Genomic DNA, 26,294 nt, shown 5'->3' with positions numbered 1-26,294 from the left:
TTTATAGAGATACATGTCCTCGGAGACATGCCCCGAAGGGCATGCCCGGAGAGACATGCTCTTTCAGCCATGCTTGCGGCGCCGGCGGAGCAGCAGCGGGGCGGCGAGCAGCAGCTGGCGCCAGTCGACGGGGGCGTCGCTGCGGCAGGCGCAGGTGATCGTGCCGACCTCGCCGGCGGTGGCGGTGTCGGAGCTGGGGGCCTCGCCGGTGCTGTCCGAGCCCTCGCTGTCGCTGCCGGGGCCGCCGGTGGTCGGGTCGTCGGGGCCGGGGCCGGGGCCGCAGGCGAACGTGCCGTCGTCGCCCGGGCCGCAGCTCGGGGTGGTCGGCGTGGCGGCGCAGTCGGTGGTGACGAGGCCGTCGTCGGGGTCGCAGAACTTGAGCAGGTCGCCGTCGCAGGCGCCGGCCTCGCCGATGTCGCCGCACGCGTTGCAGTCGGCGCCGTCGGAGCCCTCGGGGCACAGGTCGGGCACGTCGCAGCTGCCGTCCTTCTCGTGCGGGCACCAGTCGGCCGGCGCCTCCGGCAAGGCGCCCGAGTCAGGGTCGACGCAGCTGTAGCCGGTCGCCTTGTCGACGAAGCCGCACTCCTTGCCCTCCTTGACGCAGAAGACCTCCTGGGTGACGCCGGTCGAGCCGTCGCAGTAGACGAGCACGTCGCCGACGCACTTGCCGTGGAAGGTGCTGCCGCCGGGGATGTCCTTGCAGGTGGCCTTGGTGTCGATGTTCTCGGCGCAGTACGGATCGACGAGGCAGGCGCGGGTGCCGTCGGAGACGCTGGCGCAGCAGTCGTAGGCGCTCTCACAGTCGCCGCCGGCCTTGCACTCGTGCGAGCAGAAGCCGGTGGATGCGTCCTGCTCGGACACGCAGAACGGGTTGCCCGCGCCGCACTCCTGATAGCCGTCAGCGTCGCAGGTGGCGGCCGCTCCCTTGCCGTCAGGGTTGAGGCAGTCGTAGCCGACGACGGAGTCGAACTTGCCGCACACGAGGCCCTCGCCGGCGCAGTCGATGCCGTGGATCTCGTCGTCGGGCACGCCGGGCTGGCAGTAGACGAGGGTGTCGCCGTCGCAGCGGCCGAAGAACGACTCGTTGCCGCAGGTGCCGGCGATGACGACGCAGTTGCCGTTGCCGTCGTCCTCGAAGTTGTCGTTGCAGGCGCAGGTGTAGTCGGCCTGGTCCATCGGGTCGGCCCACTCGGGGTGCGCGTCGGCCGGGCAGTCGCTCTCGACAGGCTCGCACTTGCCGTCAGGCGCGTTGGGGGCGCCCTCGAAGCCGGGGTCGCACACGCACTTCTTTTTGGCGGCGTCCCAGCCGGAGTTGAGCGGGCAGCCGTTCTGCTCGGCGACGCACTGGCTGCCGTCCTGGTTGGGCTTGAAGCCGTCCTGGCACAGACACAGGCCGTTGGCCTCGATCGAGTTGGCGGGGCAGTCGACGCCGCCGAGCGCGACGCAGGCGGTGCCGTCGCCGCTGGGGACGAAGCCGGGGTCGCAGTAGCACAGGCCGTCCTTCTCGGACGACTTGTCAGGGCAGCCGTCCTTCGGCACGTCGCTGGCCGCGAGCACGCCGACGTCGACCCACGCCTCGGCGGTGGCGGTGCAGTCGGCGCCGGTGGCCTGGCCGAGCGCGATGAGCTCCTTGCAGGCGGCGACTGTCCCCTGGGCCATGTCGACGAAGCTGGCCTGGCTGCCGATGTGGCCCTTGTAGAGGGTGCGGTACCAGACCTTCTCGACGAGCTCGCGGCTGCGGGCGATGGCGAGGCGGTAGGCGGCGTGGTTGGGGATCCCGCTGTTGATGTGGACGCCGCCGTAGTCGTCGGTGCCCTTGTAGATCTTCTCCATGTGCTTGGGCTGACCGCCCAAATTGGGATCGATGAAGCTGCGCGCGAACGGGGCGCCGAAGCCGGGGCCGACCACGTCCTCGCCGAGGACCCAGTCGTCGCGGTCGATCATCATCGCCATGACGTCGGCGAAGCTCTCGTTGAGCGCGCCCGGCTGGTTCTGATAGACGAGGTTGGCGGTGCCGGTGATGACGGCGTGGCTGTACTCGTGGGCCGAGACGTCGAGCGAGCGCGTGAACTCCTTGAAGATCAACTTGTCGCCGTCGCCGATGGCCATGTGCTTGTTGTACGGGTCCCAAAAGGCGTTGTTGTAGGCCTGGCCGTAGTGGATGAGCTGCTCGACCGCGGCGCCCTTGCCGTCCCACGAGTTGCGGGCGTGGGTGGCCTGGAAGTAGTCGATGACCTTCTGCATGTGGGCGTGCGCGGTCGCCTCGGCGGCCGTCCACGCGGTCTTGGTCTTGCTGGTGGCCAGCGCGGCGTTGCCCGGAAGGTCGCTGTTGCCGGCGTCGAGGGTCTGCAAGGTGGCGGCGGCGAGGCCCTTGCTGCGGTCGTAGAGGCCGTACTCGCCCTTGCCCGGGTAGTGCGAGAGTCGCAGGGTGACCTGCTTGCCGAAGTGATCGTTGGCGGTGCCGGTGGTCGAGTTGACGGTCTCGGTGGCGACGAGCGGGCGGCGAGCGAGCACGCGGCCGGCCTCGGCGTCGACGTAGGTCTCGAAGTGTTGATAGCCGCCTTCGGCGAGGCTGACGGTCTGAAGCAGGCGCCAGGCGAGCACGCCGCCGCGATCGTGGCTCTGCGGCCATACGCCGAGCTCGGCGGGGCCGAGGTCGACGGCGCGGCGATCGACGGCGTCAGGGCCGTTGGCACGACGGGCGCGGACGCGGGCGGCGTCGGCCCCGAACTTGACGAGCTGCGGCGGATCGAGGCGGCCGAGGTTCTGCGCGGCGATCGAGGTGAGGGCGCCGCTGGCGTCGAAGTGAGCCCGGACCTCGGCGCCCCACACCGGCAGGCCGCGGAAGCGGACGTCGTAGTGGAGCGCGAGGTCGCCGGCGTCGCCATTGATGACGCGCGTCTGCACGAGATCGGCCGCGCCCGGGGCGGCGGCGAGGCCGAGCACGTCGCGGTGCTCGGCGAGCAGGGCCTCGCACGCGCGCACGCCGAGGCCGTGCGGGTTGGCGACACGGCCGTCGAAGCGCCGCAAGGTGCCGTGCGCGGGATCGAGGCGGACCCGCGCCGGCTCGCTCGAGCGCGCTGCGAGATCGATCAGCGCGGCCCGCACGAACGGCGCCGGGGCGGCGGCCTTGCCCGCCTGCGCGAGGCTCAGCGGCCGCGGACGCGCGGCCGGATGATCCGCGGCGACGACGCGCGCGAGCGGCTTGCCGAGGGTCTTGTTGCCGGCAGCGTGCTTGCCGGTCGGCTCGGCGGCGCCGGCCAGCGGGATCATCGCGAGGGACACGAGCGAGGCGGAGAACAGCGACAGTCGACGCGATGGCATACGGCGCCGGCGAGGATACCTTGACGATCGCCGGCTCGCGGGGCGAATCTTCGCCGGTGCGCGTCATGACGTGGTCGGGTTCTGGAGCGAACGTGATCGGCGCGGCGATCGGGGTCGCGATCTTGCTCGCCGCCGCGGCGCCGGTGCGGGCCGAGCAGACGCCCGCGGAGGCCTCCGCCGCGCCGACGCTGCAGGCCGTGACTCCGGCGGAGTTCGGCGCCGGCGACACGATCACGATCACCGGCACGGACTTCGTCGAAGGCGACGTCGTCATGCTCGACGCGATCGCGCTCGAGGAAGTGAAGATCACGGCCGGCTCGATCTCCGCGACCGTGCCGCTCAAGACCAAGAGCGCCAAGAAGCTGCTCCTCAAGCGGGCCAAGAAGAAGGTCGCCGAGCTGGCGGTCACCGGCTTCGTCAAGGCGCCGGGGCTCACGAGCGCGTCGCCGAAGTTCGCGGCGCCCGGCGAGGTCGTGACGCTCAAGGGCAAGAACCTCGACCGGGTGACGACGCTGACGCTCGCGGGCGCGCCGGTGAAGGTCGACGAGCTCGGGGCGACGTCGCTCCGCTTCACCGCGCCGGCGGGGACCACCGGGCCGCTGGCGGTGACGAGCGTCGGCGGCGAGGCGGCGCTGAAGAAGGACTACGAGATCTTCTACGCGCCGGCGCTGACGGCGGTGAGCCCGACGGCGGCGTTCGAGGGCGACAGCGTGGCGCTCACCGGCGCGCACCTCGAGGCGGCCAAGTTCAAGCTCGGCAGCAAGCCGCTCAAGGCCGGCGAGCAGGGCGAGACCAAGGCGACGGTGACGATCGCCAAGGGCGCCAAGTCGGGCGACCTCAAGGCCGAGGCGCGCAAGAAGGGCTCGGCGGTGGCGTTCACGGTCCACCCGACGCCGGGGCTGACGACGGTGCCCAAGGAGGTCGGCGCGCCCGGCACGCTCAAGATCAGCGGCAAGAACCTCGACGCGGTCACCACCTGGCGCTTGGGACAGGTGAGTCTGCAGCCCGAGGCGCCGGCCAGCAAGTCGAAGGTGACGCTGACGCTGCCCGACGACGCGCCGACCGACCAGCCGCTGGTCGCGGTCTCGCAGGGCCGCGAGTTCGCCAGCAAGAAGCCGGTCGCGGTGATCAAGACGCCTGTCGTGGAGGCCATGTCCTATTGGACAGGTCCCGAAGGCAAGGGCGTCGAGGGCGAGATCCGCGGGCGCGAGCTGACCGACAAGACCAAATTCACGCTGGCAGGCAAGAGCGTGAAGACCAGCTACGTCGGACCGACGCGGGTGACGTTCGCGCTGCTCAAGGCGCCCAAGGCCGCCGAGCAGCCGCTGCAGGCCAAGACCGGCAAGTACAAGGGGCCGGCGCTGACGGTCGACGGGGCCGCCGGGGGCTACAGCGCCGGGCCGGCGCGGCTGGCCGAGATCCTCGCGGCCGGCGGGGCGGGCTACACGGCCGCCGCGGTCGAGGCGGACCTCGAGGTCAGCCGGCGCCAGGAGGGTCGCGGGGCCGAGCCGCTCAAGGCGCTCGGGCGGGCGGCGACCGGTCCCGAAGGACAGGCCGACGCGGCGGCGGCGGGCCGGCAGCTCGCGCTCGATCTGCGCCGCTTCACGGTCGCGCAGGTTGCACTGTGCGCGCAGATGACGGCCGGCAAGACGCAGGCCCAGGCGGACGCCAACGCGGACCTCGGCGACGCGCTGCGGGCCAGCCAGAAGCACGCGCAGCTGCTCGTCGTGCAGCTGCGCGACCTGTGGTCGGGCCTGCCGCTGGCGGCCACGGCGAGCGACGCGGGCACCGGGCTGGCCGAGGTCGACGCCGAGATCGCGGCGGCCACGGCGGCGCGGGCCCAGGTCGACGCGGCCTGCAAGAACAAGTTCGTCGCCAGCGGCAAGCTGCTCAGCGAGGCCGGCGCGGTGGCGAAGGTCGATGTGGCGAAGCACTACGCGGAGGCGATCGAGGCCGCGTTCGCGACGGTGCTGGCCCAGGGCAAGACCTGGCCGGCGGTCGAGGCCGAGGTGACGGGCCGCCTCGCGGCGCTGCCGGCCGGTCGCAAGAAGGTGTGGCAGGATGTCCTCAAGGCCAGCAAGCAGGCCGTCGAGGGCGGGGCCGCGGCGACCACCGGCAAGGGCGCGCGCGGCGACAAGCACGTCGAGCCGCAGGGCAAGCCGAAGACCAACACCGGCAAGGGCAAGGGCAAGTGAGCCGGCGATGATACTTCGGGACAGGTCGGCGAGGCGCGGGGGCCGAGGATGCTTCAGGACATGTCCTTGGGGACATGACCCATGGGGCATGTAAACAGGATGCGCGGCGACACGGGCACGGAGACGGAGCTTTGATGAGACTTTGGAGCAGGTTCCTGGGGACAGGTTCGTTGGCGCTGGTCATGGCCTGCGGCGACGACGGCGGCGCGAGCACCGAGAGCGGCAGCAGCGGGTCGACGACGACCCCGCCCGGGGCGACGCCGGGCGAGGTCGAGATCGTGGCGCAGGTCGACGTCATCGACCTGTGCGGCACCAACGGCGCGACCACGGTGTCGCTGCGCGCGACCAAGGTCGGCTGCGAGCAGGCGCCGCCGGCCCCGTGCACGATCAAGGTCGATCCGTACGAGGAGGTGGTCGGCGACGCCGCCACCTGTCCCGCGAGCCAGAACTCGGCGGAGATGCGGGTGGTCGTCGGGTCGGCCGGGCGCTGGCACATCGAGGCCCGCGCGCTCACCGACACCGGCTACGTCGGCCGCTGCTTCGGCCCCGGCAAGGAAGAGGTCACGCTGGTGACGAAGGTCCAGGTCGAGGCCGGTGCGACGATCGCCGTGACGCCCCGCTCCGGGCCCTGCCCGGAGCCCTGAGCGCCGGTCGCGGCGGGCCGCGCCTGCGTCAGGCAGGTCGCCGGACCGGTCGCGGAGGCCGTCGGGCCGCGCCGCAGTCGACCGGTCCACGCCGAGGTCGCGGACGGGCGGATCCTCCGCGGAGCCGCCGCGGGTTTCTCTTGGCAATCGCGCGCGCTCGGCTTAGCGTTGCGGCGCGCCATGACCTACGAATTTCGCGCGATCGAAGCCCGCTGGCAGCGGTACTGGGACGAGCACCGCACCTTCGCCGCCGAGGTCGACCCCGAGCGGCCCAAGTACTACGTCCTCGACATGTTCCCGTACCCCTCGGGCGACGGCCTCCACGTCGGCCACCCCGAGGGCTACACCGCGACCGACATCGTCGCCCGCTACAAGCGCATGCGCGGCTACAACGTGCTCCACCCGATGGGCTGGGACGCGTTCGGGCTGCCGGCCGAGCGCTACGCGATGAAGACGGGCACTCACCCGGCCAAGCGCACGGCCGAGTGCATCGTCAACTTCAAGCGCCAGCTCAAGACGCTCGGCTTCTCGTACGACTGGGAGCGCGAGGTCGACACCACCGACCCGCGCTACTTCAAGTGGACGCAGTGGATCTTCCTGCAGATCTACGACTCGTTCTACGACGCCGAGGCCAGGCGCGCGCGGCCGATCGCCGAGCTGCCGATCCCCGCCGAGGTGACCGCGAGCGGCGAGGCGGCGGTCCGCGCCTACCGTGACGCGCGCCGCCTGGCCTACCTCCACGACGCGCCGGTCAACTGGTGCCCCGAGTTGCGCATCGTGCTCGCCAACGAGGAGGTCGCCGAGCACGTCGAGCAGGGCTACACGGTGGTCCGCCGGGCGATGCGCCAGTGGATGATGCGCATCACCGCCTACGCCGAGCGCCTGATCGCCGACCTCGAGGGCCTCGACTGGCCGACCAGCGTGCTCGAGATGCAGCGCAACTGGATCGGCCGCTCCGAGGGCGCCGAGGTCGACTTCCAGCTGGCCGATCGGACAGGTCCCGAGGGCAAGCTGACGGTCTTCACCACCCGCCCGGACACCCTGTTCGGCGCGACCTACATGGTGCTGGCGCCCGAGCACCCGCTGGTCGCGGCGATCACCGCGCCCGAGCGGCGCGACGCCGTGACCGCCTACGTCGCCCGCGCGGCCACCCGCAGCGAGCGCGACCGCCAGGCCGAGGCCGCCGAGGGCAACAAGACCGGCGAGTTCACCGGCGCCTTCGCCATCAACCCCGTCAATCAGCAGCGCATCCCGATCTGGATCAGCGACTACGTGCTGATGGGCTACGGCACCGGCGCGATCATGGCGGTGCCCGGCCACGACGAGCGCGACCACGCGTTCGCCACCGCGTTCGGCCTGCCGATCGTCGAGGTCGTGTCGGGCGGCGACAAGCCGATCGCCGAGGCGCCGCACGTCGGCGACGGCACGGCGGTCAACTCCGGGCTGCTCGACGGCCTGGCGACGTCCGACGCCAAGAGCAAGATCATCGCCTGGCTCGAAGGACAGGGCCTCGGGACCAGGCGCGTGACCTACAAGCTGCGCGACTGGCTGTTCTCGCGCCAGCGCTACTGGGGCGAGCCGTTCCCGCTGGTCCACGGCGAGGATGGGGTTGTGTTCCCGGTGACCGACGGCGAGCTGCCGGTGACGCTGCCGGCGATCGACGACTACCAGCCGAGCGAGTCGGGCGAGCCGCCGCTGGCCAAGGCCGAGGAGTGGCGCCGCTACGACGGCCCGGCGGGCCACGGCCTGCGCGAGGTCAACACGATGCCGCAGTGGGCCGGCAGCTGCTGGTACTACCTGCGCTTCATGGACCCGAGCAACGACCTGGCGCCGTTCAGCCGGGAGGCCGCGGACTACTGGCTGCCGGTCGACCTCTACATCGGCGGGGCCGAGCACGCGGTGCTGCACCTGCTCTACTCGCGGTTCTGGCACAAGGTCCTGTTCGACCTCGGCCACGTCGGCACGCGCGAGCCGTTCCAGAAGCTGGTCAACCAGGGCATGGTGCTCGGCGCGACCTACCAGCAGAAGCTGCCCGACGGGCGCGTCAACTCGTTCCTGCCGTTCCAGGTCGAGCAGCTGGCGAACACCGACCAGTGGCGCGTCAAGGACAGCGGCGCCCCGGTCACGATCCAGTGGGACAAGATGAGCAAGTCGCGCGGCAACGTCGTCAATCCCGACGACGTCATCCGCCAGTACGGCGCCGACACCATGCGCCTGTACGAGATGTTCATGGGCCCGCTCGAGCACAGCGCCCCGTGGCAGACCGACGGCGTGGCCGGCTGCTTCCGCTTCCTCCAGCGCGTGCATCGCCTGGCCTTCGAGTCAGGTGAGACGGTCCCGGGCGAGGGCACCGACCGCCAGCGCCGGCTGCTGCACAAGACCATCGCCGCCGTCAGCGAGCGCATCGACCGGCTGGCCTTCAACACCGCGATCTCGGCGATGATGGTCTACGTGCGCGATATCGCCGCGCCCGACGAGCCGCTGCCGCGGGACTCGCTCGAGCAGTTCGTGCTGCTGCTGTCGCCGTTCGCGCCGCACCTGGCCGAGGAGATCTGGCAATCGCTGGGGCACCCGCGTTCGCTGGCGCAGGAGCCGTGGCCCGCGGCCGACGACGCGTGGTTGACGGAGGACACGTTCCCGCTGGTGGTCCAGATCGGGGGCAAGCGACGGGCCGAGCTGCAGGTGGCTGTCGGGATCTCCGAAGACGAAGTCGTGAAGCTGGTCATGGGCTCGCCCGAGCTGGCCCGGCACCTCGAGGGCAAGACCCCGCGGCGGGTCGTCTACGTGCCCGGCAAATTGGTGAACGTCGTGCTGTGATCCGGTGAAAGTACATTCATTGGACAGCGCGGGGGCTGTTCCCGCACATAGCCGCCATGCACGTCACGCTTCTCTGCGGGCTCGTCGCCCTCGCGTCTCCCGGTCCGTGGGAGCCGACGCCGTCGCCGGATCTGCCGCCGCCCGCGAGCGACGCCCCCGCTGAGACGCCGGCCGCGACGCCGAGCCCCGCGCCCGCGACGAGCCCGGGCGTCGCTGCCCCGGCGCCGGCTGCGACGCCGGTCGTGACCCCGGCTGCGGCCCCGCGGGCCGCCGCTCAGGTGACGCCCGCCACACCCGCGACGCCCCCGCCCTCGAAGTGGGCGCCGCGGTGGGAGGCCGCGCGCATGGCGGAGGACCCGATCACCGCTGACGGCCGCACCAAGTGGCGGCCCGGCGTCGGCCTCGAGGTCGCCAGCGCCAGCGGTCGCTTCTCGCTCGCTTTCAACGCCTTCATGCAGCTGCAGGCGAGCGTGCTGCACGTGCCCGGCCAGCCCGGCACCGATCAGGGCCCCGGCCCCGCCGAGCACACCGACCTCACGCTGCAGTTCCGGCGCGCGCGCGTGTGGCTGAGCGGCAACGTGTTCACCAAGAACATCAAGTACCGCATCGCCCTCACGTTCGCGCCGGCCGAGCTCGGGTTCAAGGACGGCGTCCCGCACCGCTCGCCGATCCTCGACTGGTTCTTCACCTTCGACCGCTTCCGCGACTTCACCCTCGTCGTCGGTCAGTACAAGGTCCCTTACAACCACCAGCGGATGAACAAGATCACGAGCTTGCAGTTCGTCGATCGCTCGCTGGCCAACAACGAGTTCACCTTCGATCGCGACATCGGCCTCGACCTGCGCTCGAAGGACATCGCCGGGCTCGGCAAGCTGCGCTACTACCTCGGCGTCTACCTTGGCGACGGCATCGCCAAGTACGGCCCGAGCAACTTTGGCCTGATGTACCTCGGCCGCTTCGAGGTGCTGCCGTTCGGCCAGTACGACGACCTCGAGGAGTCGGACCTCGACCGCAGCATGAAGCCGCGCATGCTCATCGGCGGTGCCTACGGCTTCATCGATCGCGACCCGCACGACACCCATGGCTTTGCCGGCGCCATCCCGGCCGACGGCGGCTTGACCAGCACCCACAACGCGACCGCCGATCTGAGTTTCCGGATCGCCGGTTTCTCGCTCGACAGCGCCTTCTTTTGGCGGAACGGCTGGCGGATCCCCGGCAACGCCGTCGATCTCATGGGTCAGCCGCTCACGCCCGTCGCCGCGCGCAACGGCATCGGCTACTTCGCGCAGGCGGGCTACCTGATCCCGTATACGCCGCTCGAGCTGGGCGTGCGCTATGGCGGCTCGCGCGGGATCGCGGCGCGCCACGGCACGAGCTTGCCCGATCAGACCGAGGTGGGCGGCGTGGTGAACGTGTTCTTCGCCCGTCACTTCCTCAAGCTGCAGCTCGACTATCTCCGCCTCTACAGCTCGGCGTTCACTGGCGCGATGGACCAGGTGCGCTTGCAGCTGCAGGCGACCTTCTGAGCGCGCGCGAGCCCGCGTCAGCGCGCGCGCTCGGACAGTGCGCGACGAAGTTCGCGTGCATGGCCGGCGGTGCTGCCGCCCGTGTCATCGCAGGGCGAAGGCGTCGCACGTAATCGTGAGTTCTCTCGCCCATCTTTGCGAACGTGGGGACGGAATGCCTCACGCTTAGCGCCACGAATTTCCGTGGCGCTGTGCTGCGAGCATGTGCGATGGTGGCACGAAGGACTGCTCGCGCGGCACGGCCCGCCAGGGAGCTCACATGACCATTCAGCGTTCACACTTACAGCGCCTCACCGTCCTCTCCGTGCTCGGGCTCGCGCTCTTCGGTTGCGGCGACGACAACAAGGCTGACACCGACAACGTCACCACCAATCAGATGACGGGGATCGCCGGTGGCCTGACGCTCACCTCCGGTCCTGACGAGACCGAGGGCATGACCTCGGTCAACCCGACGACCGGGGGCATGAAGTTCGACCTGCCGCCGGACGACTCGTCGGCGAGCAGCTGCGGCACCGACTCGGCGTGCAACCTGCTCGACGTGCTGTTCGTGATCGACAACTCGGGGACGATGGGCGAGGAGCAGACCAACCTCGCGGCCAACTTCCCGTACTTGATCGACAAGCTGCGCAACGTCACCGACGAGAACGAGAAGCCGGTGAACGCGAACATCAACATCATGGTGACGACGACCGACTTCGGTCACCCGCTGTGTTCGCCGTTCGAGAAGCCCGACTACGACCCGGCCAAGGGCGCGCCGATCAACACCGCGTGCGTCGACCGCATCGGCCGCTTCACTGGTCTCGGCGCCAACCCGGTCCAGGTCGAGCAGGCCTGCAACAACGGCTGCAAGGGCTCGGTGGTCCCGTCGGACCCGTTCATCAACTTCCAGCTCGACCAGGACAACATCCTCAACGCCGACCCGAACGGCGGCGACCCGGTCGCGCAGGCGCTGTCGTGCATCGGCCCGCAGGGCATCGACGGCTGCGGCATGGAGGCGCCGCTCGAGACGATGCTGCAGGCGCTCGACCCGAACAAGCCGTGGAACCAGGGCAACAAGCCGTTCCTGCGTGACGGCGCGGTGCTGGCGATCGTCGTCCTGACGGACGAGGCAGAGTGCTCGGTCAAGGACTACAAGTACTTCGACCCGCAGCTCGCCAGCGACCCGATGTTCAACCAGTACTGGGAGGACACGCCGGGCCAGCCAGGCGTCAAGGACGAGCCGACCAGCGCGACGTGCTTCAACGCCGGCGTGTCGTGCGTCGACGCCAACGCCGACGGCATCTACGAGAGCTGCATGTCCGAGGACAAGGGCGTGCTGCAGCCGCTGTCGCGCTACATCGGCTACCTCAAGACCAACCTGGTCCAGCAGAAGAAGAAGGACGTCATCATGCTCGGCATCCTCGGCGTGCCGAAGGTGACCGAGCACAACCCGGAGCCGCCGTTCGAGCCGACCGCCGGCGGCGTGCTCGACCTCGTCTACCGCGTGTGGAACCAGGGCGACATCCTGCCCGGCGACACCGACAGCCCGGCGCAGAAGGAGTACGACTTCGGCATCGGGCCCGGCTGCACCGACGCCGCCACCGGCCAGGCGATCCCCAACACCCGCGTCATCGACGTGTGCCAGTCGCTGAACGAGGACGACAAGGTCCGCTGCTGCATCGAGTCGATCTGCGACGACGACTTCTCGGACGCGATCAACTGCCTCGCCGGCATCCTCCGCGAGACCCTGGAAGTGCCGGGCTGAGCCCGCGCCGCCGCCCTACCATCCGTATCTGGGCGTGACGAGAGCCCCGCTCGCGGCGACGCGGCGGGGCTTTTCGTGCGCGGGGGAGGTCAGGGGGGCGGACGCGTCGCGGACGACCGAGAGCACATGCGCTTCAGGACATGTCCTGACGAGCATGGCGCGGAGGACATGCTCCGCGGGACAGCGAGCAGCTCAGGCGATCACGGCCGTGGGGTCGAGCTTGCGCAGGTAGCCGGCCCCGTGGCGGGTGATCTTGACGCGGCGCTTGACGCCGGTGCCTTCGATGTGGATGTAGCCGCGGGTCCGCAGGTTGCGGAGGATCAGGCGCACCTGGTCGGAGGCGAGGCCGGTGGCCTGCACGAGCTCGGGCTCGCGGCGGCCGGTCTTCTGGCGCAGGAGGGCGCGCAGCAGGCGGAGGTCGCCGTCGGGCGCGTCGGCGCGGCGGCGGATGACGGCCGAGCCGGCGTCGAGGTCGAGCAGCGGGTTGCCGTCCTCGTCGAACTGCGGCTCGCTGACCTTGGCGGCGGCGGCGGCGGCGACGGCGGCCGCAGCGGCGGCGCCGAGCGGGTCGGCCGAGCGCGGGCGGTCCTTCACCAGGTCGATGAGCTCCTGGACGGTGTAGTGATCGAGCACCGGGGCGAGGGCGGGGTTCTGTCGCGTGACCTCGACCAACTCGCCGAGCGTGACGGTGCTCGGCAGCTGCTTGATGACGTCGACGAATACTTCGCGCAGGGACTCGGCCCAAGCGTCACGGACCGGCTCTTGCCGATCGTCCACAAGGCCCGCAGGGCCGGGGGGCAGATTGTTCACAGATGAACCTCGGAGCGGTATGCGAAGCCCGTAAAGGGCCGTGCCGACGCCACGGAAATCACAACGAGCGAGCGACTCGTCACGGCGACGAAGTCGCCAGACCAGACACTCCAAGCGTCAGCCTCGTCCGGACTTTTGCATGACGGGATCGCGGTTGTCAAGGCTCGACCTTGCGGAAACTCCTCTCTAGCCGGCCGGAGGCGCGATTGACAGCGGAGTGGTCCTGCGCCAAGCAAGGCCCCGTGGCCCAGCGATCAGCGGAGCATCCACATGAGACGGTCCCCGAGCTCTGCACGTATCGGCTCGAGATCGCGGTACGGCCGGACCTGAGCGACGCGCTGGCGACGGCGACCGGTGCGCAGCTCGCGGGTCTGCACCCGACCGGCCTGCGGTCGCGCAAGGTCTATTGGCTCGATCTGGACATCAGCCCGGACGAGGCCCGGCAGGTGCTCGCGGCGCTCACCGATCCGGTCGCCGAGGTCGGGGCCATCGGCGCCCTCGCCGACGACTTCGGCGCGCCCGCGGGGGCCGCCGGCCATCCCTGGCTGCTGACGATCGGCTTTCGCCCCGGCGTGACCGACAGCGTCGGCACCAGCGTCAAGCGAGCCGCGGAGGACTGCCTCGGCCGGGCCCTGCGCGGGCAGGTCTATACGGGCACCACCTATGCGATCTGGGGCCTCGAGGAGGCCCACGCCGAGCGAGCGGCGCGAGAGCTGCACAACCCGCTGATCGAGCGGGCGACGCTCGAGCGCTCGCCGCGGCCGCAGGCGTTCGCGGTGCCGCGGGCCGGCGGGGTCCACGAGGCGGTGGTCGCCACCGTGGCGCTGGGCGCGGCCGACGACGCGACGCTGATGCGGATCAGCACGCAGGGCATGCTCGCGCTGACGCTCACGGAGATGCGGGCCATTCAGCGCCACTTCGTGGATCTCGGCCGCGACCCGACCGACGCCGAGCTCGAGTGCCTGGCGCAGACGTGGAGCGAGCACTGCAAGCACAAGATCTTCGCCGCGCCGATCGAGTACACCGACCCTGACGGCGCCACGCGGACGATCGATCGCGGCCTGTTCCGCACGTACATCCGCGGGGCCACCGAGGCGATCGCGGCGGCCCGGGCGGCGGACGACGGCGACGCGCCGTTCCTCGTCTCGGTGTTCCACGACAACGCCGGCGTGGTCCGCTTCAGCGACGCCGATCACCTCGTCTACAAGGTCGAGACGCACAACTCGCCGTCGGCCCTCGACCCGTATGGCGGGGCCATGACCGGCATCGTCGGCGTCAATCGTGACAGCCTCGGCACCGGCCTCGGCGCCGACCTGCTGACCAACGTGTGGGGCTATTGCTTCGGCGAGCCCGACTTCGCCGGCCAGCTGCCGCCCGGGCTCATGCATCCGCGGAAGATCCGCGACGGCGTGCACCGCGGCGTCATCGACGGCGGCAATCAATCCGGCATCCCCTACAGCCGCGGCTGGGAGCTGTTCGACGCCCGCTACGCCGGCAAGCCGCTGGTCTATTGCGGCACCGTCGCGGTCATGCCGGTGACCTCGGCCGGGCGCCCGACCGCCGAGAAGGTCGTGCGCGCCGGCGACGTCGTCGTCATGCTCGGCGGGCGCATCGGCAAGGACGGCATCCACGGCGCCACCTTCTCGAGCGTCGAGCTCGACGAGTCGTCGCCGGTGCAGGCGGTCCAGATCGGCGACCCGATCACGCAGAAGATGGTCGCCGACTTCCTGACCGAGGCGCGCGAGCTCGGGCTCTACAGCGGCCTCACCGACAACGGCGCCGGCGGCCTTTCGTCGTCGATCGGCGAGATGGCCACCTTCACCGGCGGCGCCGACATCGACCTCGCGCTCGCGCCGCTCAAGTACCCCGGGCTGATGCCGTGGGAGGTCCTGATCTCCGAGGCTCAGGAGCGCATGACGCTGGCTGTCCCGAAGGACAGGCTCGAGGCCTTGCTCGAGCTGGCCCGCCGGCGCGAGGTCGAGGCCACCCCGCTCGGCGAGTTCACGAGCAGCGGCCGGCTGCGCGCCACCTGGGCCGGCAAGCCGGTGCTCGACCTGGGCCTCGAGTTCCTCCACGAGGGCACCCCGCGGGTGCCGCTGCGGGCCCGTTGGAGCCCGCCGGCGCGGCCCGAGAGCGCGCCGGCAGCGGTCGCCGCGGTGCTCGGCGAGCAGCGCCTGGCCGATGCGCCAGGTTCGATCGGCCATGACCTCTTGGACATGCTGGTGCGGCCGAACATGGCCTCGCACGAGCACCTGGGGCGCCGCTACGACCACGAGGTCAAGGGCCTGTCGGTGGTCAAGCCGTGGGTCGGGGCCCGTCAGGACGTGCCGTCGACGGCGACGGTGATGCGCGCGCGTCACCTGCGTCCCGAGGGCGTGATCCTGGCCGAGGGCGTGCACCCGCACTACGGCGACCTCGACACCGACGCGATGGCGCGCGCGTGCGTCGACGAGGCGGTGCGGCGGGCGCTGTGCGCGGGGGCGCGGATCGATCGGCTGGCGGCGCTCGACAACTTCTGCTGGCCGGACCCGGTGCAGAGCGACAAGACGCCCGACGGCGAGCACAAGCTGGCCCAGCTGGTGCGCTGCTGCGAGGGCCTGCGGGCCGCCTGCGAGGCGTTCGGGGTCCCGCTCGTCAGCGGCAAGGACTCGATGAAGAACGACGCCCACCTCGGCGGCGTGAAGATCTCGATCCCGCCGACCCTGCTGGTCTCGGTGATCGGTCAGATGCCCGACGTGCGGCGCGCCCTCGACCTGGCGCCGATCGCCGCTGGCGACCTCGTGTTCGTGCTCGGCCCGACCGGCCGGCACCTCGGCGGCAGCGAGCTGTCGCGCCAGCGCGGGCTCGTCCTGCACGGCGTGCCGACGACCGACCTCGCGGCCGCGGCGGCCCGCTACGCCGCCTTCGCCGCGGCGCGCGACGCCGGCCTGGTCCGCTCGGCCCACGTCGCCGGCCGCGGCGGCCTGGCGGTCGCCCTGGCCCACATGACGCTGGCCGGCGAGCTCGGGCTCGAGGTCGCCGTCACCGATGAGCTTTTGCGACCGGTCCCGGAGGACATGTCCTTGACGCCAGCCGAGTTCCTGTTCAGCGAGAGCACCGGGCGCATCGTCTTCACGTGCAAGCCGGCGGCCGCGGGCGAGCTGACCGCGCGGCTCGGCGGGCACGGGCTGCAGGCGCTGGGGCAGGTCGCGGCGCCGGGCGAGGACGGCGGCGGCTGGCTCCGCGTGCGCCGTGGAGCCCAGACGATCGTCGAATTGACGGCGGCGGCGCTGCGCGAACGGTTCCGCCCGGCGGCGCTGCACGGGCCACCGGCGCCGCTGCCGGCGCGGGCGCAGGAGGTGCAGCGATGAACCCGCTGGCGATCGAGGGCGCCGCCGAGGTGCGCGCGCTGGTCCTGACCGGCTACGGCCTCAACTGCGAGGCCGAGACGTGCGCCGCGCTGCAGACGATCGGGGCCCGGGTGACCGCGCGCCACGTCGCCGACGCGATCGCCGACGACGACGCGCTGGCCGGCCACCCGCTGGTGGTGTTCATCGGCGGCTTCAGCTTCGGCGACCACATCGCCAGCGGCCGGGTGTTCGCCAACCGCCTGCGCTACCGCATGGGCGAACGGCTGCAGCGCCACGTCGAGGCCGGCGGGCTGGTGCTCGGCATCTGCAACGGCTTTCAGACCATCGTCAAGCTGGGCCTGTTGCCGGGCCTGGAGCCCGGGCTGCAGCAGCGGGTCTCGCTGGTGATGAACGACCGCCTCGGCTACTGGGACGCGTGGGTCCGCCTGGCGGTCGACCGCGCCAGCCCGTGCGTGTTCACCCGCGACCTGCCGCCGACCATCGAGCTGCCGAGCCGCCACGGCGAGGGCAAGCTGGTCTTCGAGACAGGTCCGTTGCGACAGGTCCTCGAGGACAGGCATCTCATCCCGGTCCGCTACGCCGACGAGACCGGGGCGCCGACCGAGCGCTGGCCCGACAACCCCGACGGCTCGCCAGGTGGGATCGCCGGCCTGTGCGACCCGAGCGGCCGCGTGTTCGGGCTGATGCCGCACCCGGAGGCGTACCTGTACCCGGAGAACCACCCGCACTGGATCGCCCAGCGCGAGGCCGGGACGCTGCCGGAGCACGGGCTCGGCCTGCACCTGCTGGCCGGCGGCGTGCGGGCGATCGCGTCGCGCTAAGGCATGTCCGCGAGGGCATGTCCGATGGGGCATGTCCGATGGGGCATGACGCATGGGGCATGTCCGTGAGGGCATGTCCCTTCGGAAACTTCAGAGGCGATGCCGCCCGGGTACCCGTCGCGGGTGTACTGGCAAATGGCCCGTAGCGCGGTCGCCAGGCCGCATGGCGGGCGGACGCCTTGAGCACGTAGGGGCCTCACCCGCCCCGGCGAGCAAGGTCGGCACCGAGTGACAGGTACGGCCCGGGCCGTACACCGGCGGCGGACCTGCCACTGTCGCGACCTCCGGAGCCGTGGCGGATATCGCCGAGCCGTGCGTCACTGCTATGGTCCCCTCGTGACCACGCCTGCGACCCACGAAGCCTGCGCCCGGCGCTGGTGCCATGCGCTGCCGCGGTTCGCCGTCATCGACATCGCGTTCGGGCTCGGCTGGACCTTCGGCGAGGCAGCCGTTGCGGCGGGGGAGCTCGAGCTCGCCCTCGCGTGGGCGCGTGCCCACCCGGTCCAGGGCCGGTGGTTCTCGCGCTCGGCGGCCCTCAGCCGGGTCTCCCAGGCGCTGCGCGACGGCGGCCGCGACGAGCTGGCGCGCGAGCTGCTCGCCGAGGCCTTCACGAGCGTCCCGGCGGGCCAGGACGATCAGGTGGTCGACCTGCTGGTCCAGCACGAGCTTGACGACGCGAATGTGTCGTTGATCGCGCTCCACCGCGTGCTTCCCAGCAACCCCGACAAGGCGCATGCGGCCGAGCTGGCGTGGTATCTGGTGCGCGCGCAGCTCGACCCGGAGATGGAGACCGCCTACCTCGAGGCCCTCACGAGCGCGTTCCCGCGGATCGATCGCGCCAGCGAGGCTCACTGTGCCATCGCCGCGGCGCTGTGGATCCTCCACGCGCGCCGCGGCGACGCCGACGCGGCCGCCGAGGCGCGCCAGCACGTGCTCGACACGCAAGCGTCCGATTTCATCGGCGTGCCGTCTTATGCCGGGCGGGCCGTGATCGCCGCGGCCCTGGCTGCAGGCGAGCTCGCCGCGGTCGCTCCGCGGTTCCACGGGCCCCTGCGACGAGACGTGGTGGACGCGTTCGTCCGCGGCGGCGACCCCGACGGCGCGCTCGCGCTGGCGTACCCGCCGCGCTGGCTGCCCGCCCGGCTCGCGCGGGCGTGCCCGGACGATGCGCGGGCGCCCTCGTGGCGGGCCAGCGCCGAGGCTGCCGAGCCCGAGATGGTCGAGCAGTACGGCGAAGGGCTGCTGACCGCCGGCGAGTTGCGCGAGGCTCGCCTCGAGTTCGCGGCGATGCACGCCAGCAGCGATCGCCCGCGGGCCCGCGAGGTCGTCGCCGCGATCACCCGCGAAGCCCTCGACAAGGTCGCTGCGACGCTCGACGACGGACGCAACTTCGTCGTCGAAGTCGCCGCCGGCCAACGCGAGCTCGGCCTCGTCGCCGACGACAAGTGGTTCACGCCGCAGGGCCAGCGCCGCCTCGAGCGAGCGCTCGCCGAGTGGCGCGACGCGCCCGACATGACGGCGCGGTTCCGCCAGGCGCGCCCCGGCAGGACGATCTTCGCGGCGGCGGCGGCCCTCGGCTTGCGCGGCGACGAGGCAGGCGCGCTCGCCTTGATGGAGCGCGCGTTCGTCGGCGAAGAGGGCCTGGTCTCGTTGATCCAAGACCTGCAACCGGAGCTCGTCGCGGCCCGGCTGGCGACCGACCAGATCGAGGCGGCGCTGGCCCTGGCGCGCTTCGAGCCGCTGGCGGCCGCAGCGGTGGCGCCGATCGTCGTCGAGCTCGCCGCGATGGGCCATCTCCCGGAAGCCCTCGAGCTGCTCGGCCCGGCGCTCGACCGGGTCTGCACCGTCCGCGATCTCCACACGCTCATGCCAGCGGTCCTCGCGGTGTCCGCCGATCGTGCCGCCTGCGCCGCCGAGATGCTGGCAGCTCTCACACGCGCGGACGCCGAGGTCGCCACGATCTCCGCGCTCGTCGACGGCTGAGAGTTCGAAATCCTCTCGCTGGTGGGCATGAATTCACCTGCCTGGACCGCCGTGCAGGCCAGGAGATGTCCGAAGTTTGCGCTCCGAGTGGGCCGTCAGGGGAGCGGCGCGAGGTTGAGGCCGCCCGGGTACCAGTAACTCGTGTACTGGCCGTAGCCGTAGACCTGCACGCCGAAGGGGTGGTCGGAGGTCAGCCGGTGGTCACCGTCGCCCTTGTTGGCGAGCGGCAGGCGGGCCACCGACCAGCCGGTCTTGCCGATCGCCGTCCATCCGGGCTCGGGGACCGGGTTGCCGTCGAGGGTCACGGTGACGCCGGTGGGGGCGACCACGTTGACGTAGTTGCTCTCGTAGTTGGTGGGGGCGTGGATGGCGTAGGTGGTGCGGAACAGCTCGGGCGGGACGGCGACGGTCATGGCGGGGTCGCCGGTGTTGCCGCCGGCGTCCTGGCCGAGCATGTACTCGGCGACGGCGATCCGGTGGTTGGCGCCGATCCACAGGTCGTGCGCCGAGGTGAACTCGGCGTAGTCACCTGGCTGTTCGAGCATGCTCGGAGCGCCAGGTTGCGGCGGGTCGTAGGTGAGGCTGGTGCCGGGCGCGGTGGCGACGATCCGGATCATGCGCGCCTTCTTGGCGGCCGGCTGCTTGGGCGGCTTGACCAGCGGGGTGGTCAGGAAATAGCCGCTGGCGAGGTTCTGCAGCGGCAGGTTGCTCTCCTCGAGGTGGTCGCAGGCCTGCTTGTCGAACGGGATGTTGGTGCAGGCGTGAGCGCCGATCACCTGCACCGGGGCCGAGGCGCTGACGAGGGTGCCGGTCAGGTCGGCCTGATCGGGCGTGCCGCCGGCCACGCCCGAGATGACCAAAAGGACATCCCCGGCGTTGAGCAGCGCCTGGCCGTGGCCGTCGGCCGTGACGCCGCCGCCCGGCAGCACCGGCGCGCCGGTCTTGGACGGGGTGAGCTCGACCAGGGTGCCGTCGATGCGCGCGACCACGACGTAGGCGCCGGGCAGCGCGCCGAAGGTGTTGCGGGTGATCACGCGGGTCGCCGCGCCCCACACGTTGGTCGGCAGCAGCAGGCTGGCGTCGTTCGAGTAGGAGAACTTGTCGCGCTTGTCGTACTCGAGCGGGCTGTATTGATAGACCGAGACCGGCCGGTCGGAGCGCAGGCGATAGGCGCCGGCCTGGACGATCGTGCTCGCCTTGGGCTCCTTGAGCGCGGCGATCCACGGCAGCGGGGCGACCTCGACCTCGCCCGCCGCGACCTCGAAGCTGTCGACGACCACGTCGTCGCGGGTGATGGTGATCTGCGCCGGCTCGTCGGTGGTGTTGGAGACCGCGACCGCGAAGTCGAAGTTGGCGGCGACGATGTTGGGCGTGACCGTCGGGTAGTAGTCGCAGCCGATGTAGCTGGCGGTCAGGGCGTCACTGGCACAGTCGCCGACGCAGCGGCCGCTGTCAGGCTCGCACAGCAGGCCCTGCAGCGGGTCGCACAGGCTCTCCTCGAGGCCGAGGCCGTCGGCGCGGCAGTGCTTCGAGACGGGGCCGTCGCACACGTCGGTGCCCGGCACGCACAGCACGCAACCGAGGGTCGGCACACACACCTCGGGGCACGGCGTGGTCTCGATGATGTTGCCGTCGTCGTCGCAGGTGAGCGCGACGTCGCCGTCACACGCGAGCTCGCCGGCGGGACAGCGGGGCCCGCCGGGGCCCGTGGTGCTGCTCGCGTCGGTCGCCTCGGTGGTGTCCGCGGTGGTCCCGATGACCTCGCCGGTGGTCATCTGTCCGCCGGTGGAGTCGGTGCCTGGATCGGTGGTGGGCGCGTCGGTGGTGGTCGGCGACGGTTCGCCCGAGGTGGTCTGCGCGGGCGCCGACGTCGAGCCCATGACCTCGGTCGCGCTCTCGTTCGGCATCGTCATCGCACCCGGCGAATCGTCGCCGCAAGCGAGCGCTCCGAAGATCGCCACGCCGCCGCCCGCCACGTTCGCCAAGAGCCGCCCGAACCGCATCGCAGAAACTGTATCGCCGCGGAGAATCTGTTGGTGATCACGCAACAATGCGCGAAAACCGGTGCTGCGGGCGGCGCGGGCGCGATATGACCCCTTCGACGTGATCGTCGTCGGCGTTGTCATGCTCTCGATGTTTGTTGTGTTCACGAGTTCGCTCCCGCGGTCCACGACGTCGGACGCCGCGACAGCGAGCACGAGCACGCGGCGCGCGAGCGACCGGCGCGACATGAGCCTCGCGACCTCGCGCTGGCGAACAAGACGCGTCGCGCAGGCTCGCACGTGCGGCGCGATCGATCCCGCACCCCGCGGCGTCGTCGACGATCGCTGGAGTGGGGCGCGATGCCGAGACTGCGCGGCGCTTTCGACCGCTGCGCCGGCAGCGTGCGCCGCCGACGGTCGAGAACGACCGGCGAGCGACGAGCCTCGCAATTCTTCTTTCGCCGCCGTCGCGGTCGCAGGCGAGGCTTCACCGACTGAACTCCGGTCGGTACGGGCGAGCGCGTCCCACCTGCTGGCGCGCCGGCCGGGCGGCGGGTGGCGACGGTGGGGGTCGGCGCACGCGACCCGAGAAGCTGGTCGGGCGCGGCGCGAGGAGGCGTTCTCGAGCCCTGCGCACGCCACGATCCCGACGTGCTCGACGCGCACGGAGGGCACGGATCTGCGCGTGAGGGGCCATCGCGCGCCTGGCCCTCGCGCGAGAACCAGCCCGATCGTCGCAGCGGCTGCGCGCTCGAGACGATCTGCGCGGTCCCCGAATCCGCGGCGGGGCCTTCTTCAGGAGCGGACGACGTCGGGCGAGGACCGCCTGCTCGAAGGGTCAGGTCGTCTCACCGCGTATCGCTTCTCGCCGTACTTCACTCGAAGACATGTTCAAGAGAGCATGTTCGTTTCGACATGCTCGAAGGAGCATGCTCGAAGGAGCATGTTCGAACATCGAGGCGGCGAATTCGGGTGCTCGTCCGCAGCATGACCTTCAGGAAGGTTCCTTGGGGCATGTGCGGAGGCTCCGCGACGGCTGCGGTCCGCGCGGGCGACCTCGGAGGAGGCTCAGCCGCCGCAGCGGGTGACCGGGAACACGTGCAGCTGCTGCGAGCCGGGGCCGAAGGCGAGGACCGTGGGGCGGTTGCCGTCGAGCACCAGGACCGCGGCGCCGAGGCCGGTGGCGCGGCGGGACTGGGCCTGGGCGAAGCCGCCGCGGCCGTCGCCGGGCACGACGTGCACGGCGCTGCCGTCGGCGGCCGCGCTGACGAGGTCGAGGTCGCCGTCGCGGTCCAGGTCGGACAGGGTCGCGTCGCCGAGCGGGCCGGGCACGAAGTAGCCGACGGCCGCGTACTCGAGCGGGCCGTTGTGGACCAGCACGGCGGCGACCGGGCTGCCCGCGCCGGGGCCCGCGGCGTCGACGAGGGCGAGCAGGTCGTGGCCGTCGTCGCCGGCCAGCGGCGCGCCGAGCAGGGCCCGCGCGCCGCGACCGACCACCCGTCGCTGCAGCGTCTTGCCGAACTCGCCGCGACCGTCGCCGCGGACGAGGGTGACGACGGCGTCGCTGCGGCTGTCCCCGAGGACAGCCAGGTCGAGGATCTGGTCGCGGTCGGCGTCGACCAGGGTCAGCGCGGCCGGCTGCACGCGGGCCGGCAGGGCGCTGCGCTTGCCCTCCTTCCACTCGCCGTGGCCGTCGCCGAGCAGGGTGCGGACCGCCTTGCCGCCGGCGTCGAGCGCCAGCAGATCGAGGCTCTCGTCGCCGTCGACGCGGGCCACCCACAGCGCCTCGGGGGCGACGCGCAGCGGCGTCGCGCCGGCGATGAACTCGCCGCGGCCGCGGGCCAGCAGCACGTGCAGCGCCGGCGGATCGGCGGCCCCGATCACCAGGTCGTCGAGGCCGTCGTTGTTGAAGTCACCCGCGACGATCGCCGTGGGCGTCTGCGGGATCGGGACGCGCATCGACGGCTCGAGGCCGCCCTGGCCGTCGTGGCGGAAGAACACCGCCGCGCCGCCGCCGGGGCCCAGGGCCGCGAGCGCGAGGTCCTTGACGCCGTCGCCGTCGAGGTCGGCGAGCGCACCCCCGACGGCCGGACCGCCCAGATCGATGCGCGCGGGTTCGCCGAGGCAGGGGCCGGTGGCGGTGCTCGAGTCGCCGGTGACCGAGGGGAGGGCCTGCTTGAGCGGGGTCCGGATCGTCGGAGCGCAGGCGAGGAGGTCGCACAGGAGGAGACCGAGGCCGAGGACGCGGGGCACCGAGCGAGGGGCGGACATCGGCCTGCGAAACGCCGCCGCCGCGGGCAGGCTTACGCCGCGGGCGGCGAGGGAGAGCGGGCCAGGAGGCGCATGGACGACGTCGCGTGTGTCGATCACGGACCTCGAGGTTACGCCCGGCTCGCGCGGGCGAGAAGCGAGGCTTGCGCGCCCGCGGGACCGGGGCTAATTGCGGTACGAGGGGGCGGAAATGCACGAAGCACCATGGATGGTCGGCGTCGCGCTCGGTTCGATCGTGCTCGCGGGTCCGGCGTGGGCCGGGCCGCACGAGCCGGAGCCCGACGACCCGGTCTACTTCGACGGCTCGCTGATGCCGACGTACGCGATCGACTGCGACGAGCACGAGGACGTCGGTTACGTGCAGGGCGATCCGTACGCGATCACGGTCGTCACCGTCGACGGCAAGCCGGTCGAGGTCGAGACCGCCAACGCCTTCTACGCGATGCAGCAGGCGGCCGCGGCCGACGGCGTCGGCATCAAGGTCGTCAGCGGGTTCCGCACGATGGCGGAGCAGCAGTACCTCTACAACTGTTACATCAACTGCAATTGCAACAACTGCAACCTGGCCGCGAAGCCAGGTTACAGCAATCACCAGAGCGGGCACGCGCTCGACCTCAACACCGCGGCGGCCGGGGTGCTCGGGTGGCTCGAGGCGCACGGCGACGAGTTCGGGTTCGAGGCGACGGTGCCGAGCGAGGACTGGCACTGGGAGTGGTGGGGCGGCGGGCCGCCGACGAGCGGGCCGTGCGGGACGCCGGACTACCGGGCCGAGTACGTCGGGCAGTCGTTCCCGCTGGCCTCGCAGCCGCCGGTGCTGCTGATCGTCGGCGAGTGCATCGAGGCGTGGATCGATCTGCGCAACACCGGCGACGCGAGCTGGGACGGCGACACGCGGCTGGCCCCGACGCCGCGCGATCAGCCGTCGCCGTTGCATGACCCGAACACGTGGCTGTCGTCGACGCGGGTGGCGACCGCCGGCGAGGTAGCGCCCGGGGCGGTCGGCCGGTTCGAGTTCCGCCTGTGCGCGTCGGCCCCGGGCGAGGTGTCGCAGACGCTCTCGCTGGTGCAGGAGGGCACGACGTGGTTCGCCGACGAGCCGCTCGGCGGCGGTCCGCCGGACGATCAGCTCGAGGTCCGGGTGCTGGCGGTCAACCCGGCGCCGCCGCTGCCATCCGACCCGCTGCCGTTGCCGCCGCCCGCGGACCCGAGCTCGACGGGGACTTCGAGCGCGGGCGACTCGGGCAGCGCGGAGACGGGGGAGGATTCGTCAACGGGCGAGGACGAGGTCACGGGCGCGCCCGACGCGAGCGCAGGCATGAGCGGGACCGCGGGCGTGGGCACGGACGAGGGCTGCGGCTGCCGCGGGTCGGCGCCGGTCGGTGCGTGGTGGCTGGCCGCGCTGGGGCTGCTCGCACGCCGGCGCCGGGGCTCGGCGGCGTGAAAGCGAGGGCGCGACGGCTCATCCGTCGCGCCTGGATCGGGTCGTCCTTCGCCTCGCGGCGTACATCGATACATGTCGCAAGGGACATGCTCGCATGCACATGTCGCATGGAGCATGCTCTCAGGGGCATGTCCTATCGAGCGCGGGTCAGTGGCCCGCGGAGGCGGGTTGCAGCGCCTCCTTCAGCGAGGCGACGTCGATCGAGACGGCGATCGGCTGGCCCTTGCGCTCGATGTCCATGCGGATGATCGGCTGCTCGCGGTCGCGGATGAGCCCCACCACTGCCCCGGCGATGCTGGCGCCGCCCTCCTGGTCGAGCGGGACGCCGTTGAGGCGGGTCAGGAGGTCGCCGTTCTTGAGCCCGAGCAGGCTCGGCAAGCTGCCGGAGCGGATCGCGTAGAGCTTGAGGCCGCGCATGTGGCCGTCCTTCAGCGAGGGGAGGATGTGCGCCTCGCGGGCCAGCAGCGACGGGTCGCGCCGGAGGGTCTGGTAGAAGCCGAGGTCGACGACGCAGCGGCCGGTCTCGACGCAGCGCACGGCGCCCGCCGGGACCTCGAGGCGGCTCCTGGGGTCGTCGAAGGGCGCGGGCGCGGCGATGGTCGGGTGGACAAAGGCGACCGGGGCGACGCGCGCGGGCGCGGCGACGGTGGGGTGGACAAAGGCGACCGGAGCCACGCGCGGGGGCGCGACGCGGGCTGCTCGTCGCTCGTGGAGGCTGGGCGCCGTGGCCAGCGCCTGCATCTCGTGGCGGATATGGATCGTGGGCGCCGCTGGGCAGGCGGGCGCGGGGGCCTGGTTCACGGTGACGACGAAGAGGGCCGCGGCGGCGCCGGTGAGGGCGCAAGCGATCGGGAAGGCGAGGGTGCGGAGGAAGCTGCGCATGGGGACATGTCCTTTGGGTCGGGTCGGTTTCGGAGCGGGTGAGAGATCGATGGGGCGGCGAACGGCAGCGCGCGGCGATCGGTCGCGCGAGCGGTGCGCGCAGGAGGTCGCGCAGACGCGAGGCGCGCCCGGTCGAGCGGCCGCGCGGCGCGTGGGTTCACGGCGGGCCGGGGAGCAGGCCGGCGAGGACGCGGCGGACCTCGGCGTGACCGGTCGGGGTGGCGAACACGACGAGGACCGAGTCGTTCCTGTCGGAGAGGATGGCGCGCACGTCACCGCGCTCGGGGTGGACGGCGAAGATGTCCTTCAGGACACCTGCGAGCGCGTAGACGTCGCGGTAGGTGACGGGGATCCGCGCAGCCACGACGGCCTCGGCGGGCCGGGTCAGAGCCGGGGCCGGGGAGGCGGGGGCGGCCGCGTGGGCGAGCGAGCCGGAGAGGAGCGTGAGGGCGAAGAGCGAGCGCGCGAGGACCATACCTCGTCCCTGAGCAAGGACGATGCCAG

15 protein-coding genes are annotated in these 26,294 nt (G+C 71.8%); 9 read left to right on the top strand and 6 right to left on the bottom strand.

Features of this window, described 5'->3' with window-relative positions:
* Window positions 1–63 precede the first annotated feature (63 nt).
* The gene (locus POL25_RS27760) at window positions 64–3,324 is read right to left on the bottom strand and encodes a M4 family metallopeptidase (protein WP_272089240.1); all 3,261 of its coding nucleotides are present in this window, start codon (window positions 3,322–3,324) and stop codon (window positions 64–66) included.
* Here POL25_RS27760 and POL25_RS27755 point away from each other — a divergent pair.
* From POL25_RS27755 to POL25_RS27735, 5 genes are all read left to right on the top strand, one after another.
* The gene (locus POL25_RS27755; RefSeq protein ID WP_272089239.1) at window positions 3,318–5,519 is read left to right on the top strand and encodes an IPT/TIG domain-containing protein; all 2,202 of its coding nucleotides are present in this window, start codon (window positions 3,318–3,320) and stop codon (window positions 5,517–5,519) included. The genes POL25_RS27760 and POL25_RS27755 overlap by 7 nt on opposite strands.
* Before the next feature lie 134 nt (window positions 5,520–5,653).
* Window positions 5,654–6,163: a hypothetical protein gene (locus POL25_RS27750; protein ID WP_272089238.1), complete on the top strand. Its 510-nt coding sequence runs from the start codon at window positions 5,654–5,656 to the stop codon at window positions 6,161–6,163.
* A 180-nt stretch (window positions 6,164–6,343) separates the two neighbouring features.
* Window positions 6,344–8,980: a leucine--tRNA ligase gene (gene leuS, locus POL25_RS27745; protein ID WP_272089237.1), complete on the top strand. Its 2,637-nt coding sequence runs from the start codon at window positions 6,344–6,346 to the stop codon at window positions 8,978–8,980.
* Between the two features lie 56 nt (window positions 8,981–9,036).
* The gene (locus POL25_RS27740; protein ID WP_272089236.1) at window positions 9,037–10,506 is read left to right on the top strand and encodes a porin; all 1,470 of its coding nucleotides are present in this window, start codon (window positions 9,037–9,039) and stop codon (window positions 10,504–10,506) included.
* Window positions 10,507–10,765: 259 nt separating this feature from the next.
* Window positions 10,766–12,250 carry a hypothetical protein gene (locus tag POL25_RS27735; RefSeq protein WP_272089235.1) on the top strand — a complete coding sequence of 495 codons (1,485 nt, stop codon included), beginning with the start codon at window positions 10,766–10,768 and terminating at the stop codon, window positions 12,248–12,250.
* A gap of 192 nt (window positions 12,251–12,442) precedes the next feature.
* Here POL25_RS27735 and POL25_RS27730 read toward each other — a convergent pair whose 3' ends face one another.
* Window positions 12,443–13,027, bottom strand: a complete 585-nt coding sequence (locus tag POL25_RS27730; RefSeq protein WP_272089234.1) for a hypothetical protein — start codon at window positions 13,025–13,027, stop codon at window positions 12,443–12,445.
* Window positions 13,028–13,302: 275 nt separating this feature from the next.
* On the opposite strand from POL25_RS27730, the gene POL25_RS27725 reads away from it, so the two are divergent.
* The 3 genes from POL25_RS27725 to POL25_RS27715 all read left to right on the top strand — a co-directional run bounded on the left by POL25_RS27725 (window position 13,303) and on the right by POL25_RS27715 (window position 19,214).
* A complete protein-coding gene (locus POL25_RS27725) occupies window positions 13,303–16,410 on the top strand; it encodes an AIR synthase-related protein (RefSeq protein ID WP_272089233.1) in 3,108 nt (1,035 codons plus the stop codon).
* Window positions 16,407–17,231, top strand: a complete 825-nt coding sequence (locus POL25_RS27720; protein WP_272089232.1) for a phosphoribosylformylglycinamidine synthase subunit PurQ — start codon at window positions 16,407–16,409, stop codon at window positions 17,229–17,231. The genes POL25_RS27725 and POL25_RS27720 overlap by 4 nt, the downstream gene beginning before the upstream one ends.
* A gap of 336 nt (window positions 17,232–17,567) precedes the next feature.
* Window positions 17,568–19,214 (top strand): hypothetical protein, encoded by a 1,647-nt coding sequence (locus tag POL25_RS27715; RefSeq protein ID WP_272089231.1) that lies wholly within the window; start codon window positions 17,568–17,570, stop codon window positions 19,212–19,214.
* A gap of 95 nt (window positions 19,215–19,309) precedes the next feature.
* On the opposite strand, the gene POL25_RS27710 is transcribed toward POL25_RS27715, so the two are convergent.
* A complete protein-coding gene (locus POL25_RS27710; RefSeq protein ID WP_272089230.1) occupies window positions 19,310–21,217 on the bottom strand; it encodes an IgGFc-binding protein in 1,908 nt (635 codons plus the stop codon).
* Between the two features lie 1,047 nt (window positions 21,218–22,264).
* A complete protein-coding gene (locus tag POL25_RS27705) occupies window positions 22,265–23,566 on the bottom strand; it encodes an FG-GAP repeat domain-containing protein (protein WP_272089229.1) in 1,302 nt (433 codons plus the stop codon).
* 91 nt (window positions 23,567–23,657) lie between these two features.
* On the opposite strand from POL25_RS27705, the gene POL25_RS27700 reads away from it, so the two are divergent.
* Complete coding sequence (locus POL25_RS27700) at window positions 23,658–24,908, top strand: M15 family metallopeptidase (RefSeq protein WP_272089228.1); 1,251 nt, start codon at window positions 23,658–23,660, stop codon at window positions 24,906–24,908.
* Window positions 24,909–25,055: 147 nt separating this feature from the next.
* Here the strand turns inward: POL25_RS27700 and POL25_RS27695 are convergent, their stop codons facing one another.
* Both POL25_RS27695 and POL25_RS27690 read right to left on the bottom strand, forming a co-directional pair.
* Window positions 25,056–25,790 (bottom strand): hypothetical protein, encoded by a 735-nt coding sequence (locus tag POL25_RS27695; RefSeq protein WP_272089227.1) that lies wholly within the window; start codon window positions 25,788–25,790, stop codon window positions 25,056–25,058.
* Between the two features lie 157 nt (window positions 25,791–25,947).
* Window positions 25,948–26,265 carry a hypothetical protein gene (locus tag POL25_RS27690; RefSeq protein ID WP_272089226.1) on the bottom strand — a complete coding sequence of 106 codons (318 nt, stop codon included), beginning with the start codon at window positions 26,263–26,265 and terminating at the stop codon, window positions 25,948–25,950.
* Between the last annotated feature and the right edge of the window lie 29 nt (window positions 26,266–26,294).

The organism is Nannocystis bainbridge, assembly GCF_028368995.1.
GTDB lineage: Bacteria > Myxococcota_A > Polyangia > Nannocystales > Nannocystaceae > Nannocystis > Nannocystis bainbridge.
Note: the sequence above shows the minus strand (reverse complement) of the source record. Positions and strands in the feature narration are given on the sequence as shown.

Coding starts and splice junctions, on each gene's coding strand:
- POL25_RS27695 (WP_272089227.1), bottom strand. CDS start 25,790: ATGCGCAGCTTCCTCCGCACCCTCGCCTTCCCGATCGCTTGCGCCCTC.
- POL25_RS27750 (WP_272089238.1), top strand. CDS start 5,654: ATGAGACTTTGGAGCAGGTTCCTGGGGACAGGTTCGTTGGCGCTGGTC.
- POL25_RS27755 (WP_272089239.1), top strand. CDS start 3,318: ATGGCATACGGCGCCGGCGAGGATACCTTGACGATCGCCGGCTCGCGG.
- POL25_RS27720 (WP_272089232.1), top strand. CDS start 16,407: ATGAACCCGCTGGCGATCGAGGGCGCCGCCGAGGTGCGCGCGCTGGTC.
- POL25_RS27740 (WP_272089236.1), top strand. CDS start 9,037: ATGCACGTCACGCTTCTCTGCGGGCTCGTCGCCCTCGCGTCTCCCGGT.
- POL25_RS27710 (WP_272089230.1), bottom strand. CDS start 21,217: ATGCGGTTCGGGCGGCTCTTGGCGAACGTGGCGGGCGGCGGCGTGGCG.
- POL25_RS27700 (WP_272089228.1), top strand. CDS start 23,658: ATGCACGAAGCACCATGGATGGTCGGCGTCGCGCTCGGTTCGATCGTG.
- POL25_RS27760 (WP_272089240.1), bottom strand. CDS start 3,324: ATGCCATCGCGTCGACTGTCGCTGTTCTCCGCCTCGCTCGTGTCCCTC.
- POL25_RS27690 (WP_272089226.1), bottom strand. CDS start 26,265: ATGGTCCTCGCGCGCTCGCTCTTCGCCCTCACGCTCCTCTCCGGCTCG.
- POL25_RS27735 (WP_272089235.1), top strand. CDS start 10,766: ATGACCATTCAGCGTTCACACTTACAGCGCCTCACCGTCCTCTCCGTG.
- leuS (WP_272089237.1), top strand. CDS start 6,344: ATGACCTACGAATTTCGCGCGATCGAAGCCCGCTGGCAGCGGTACTGG.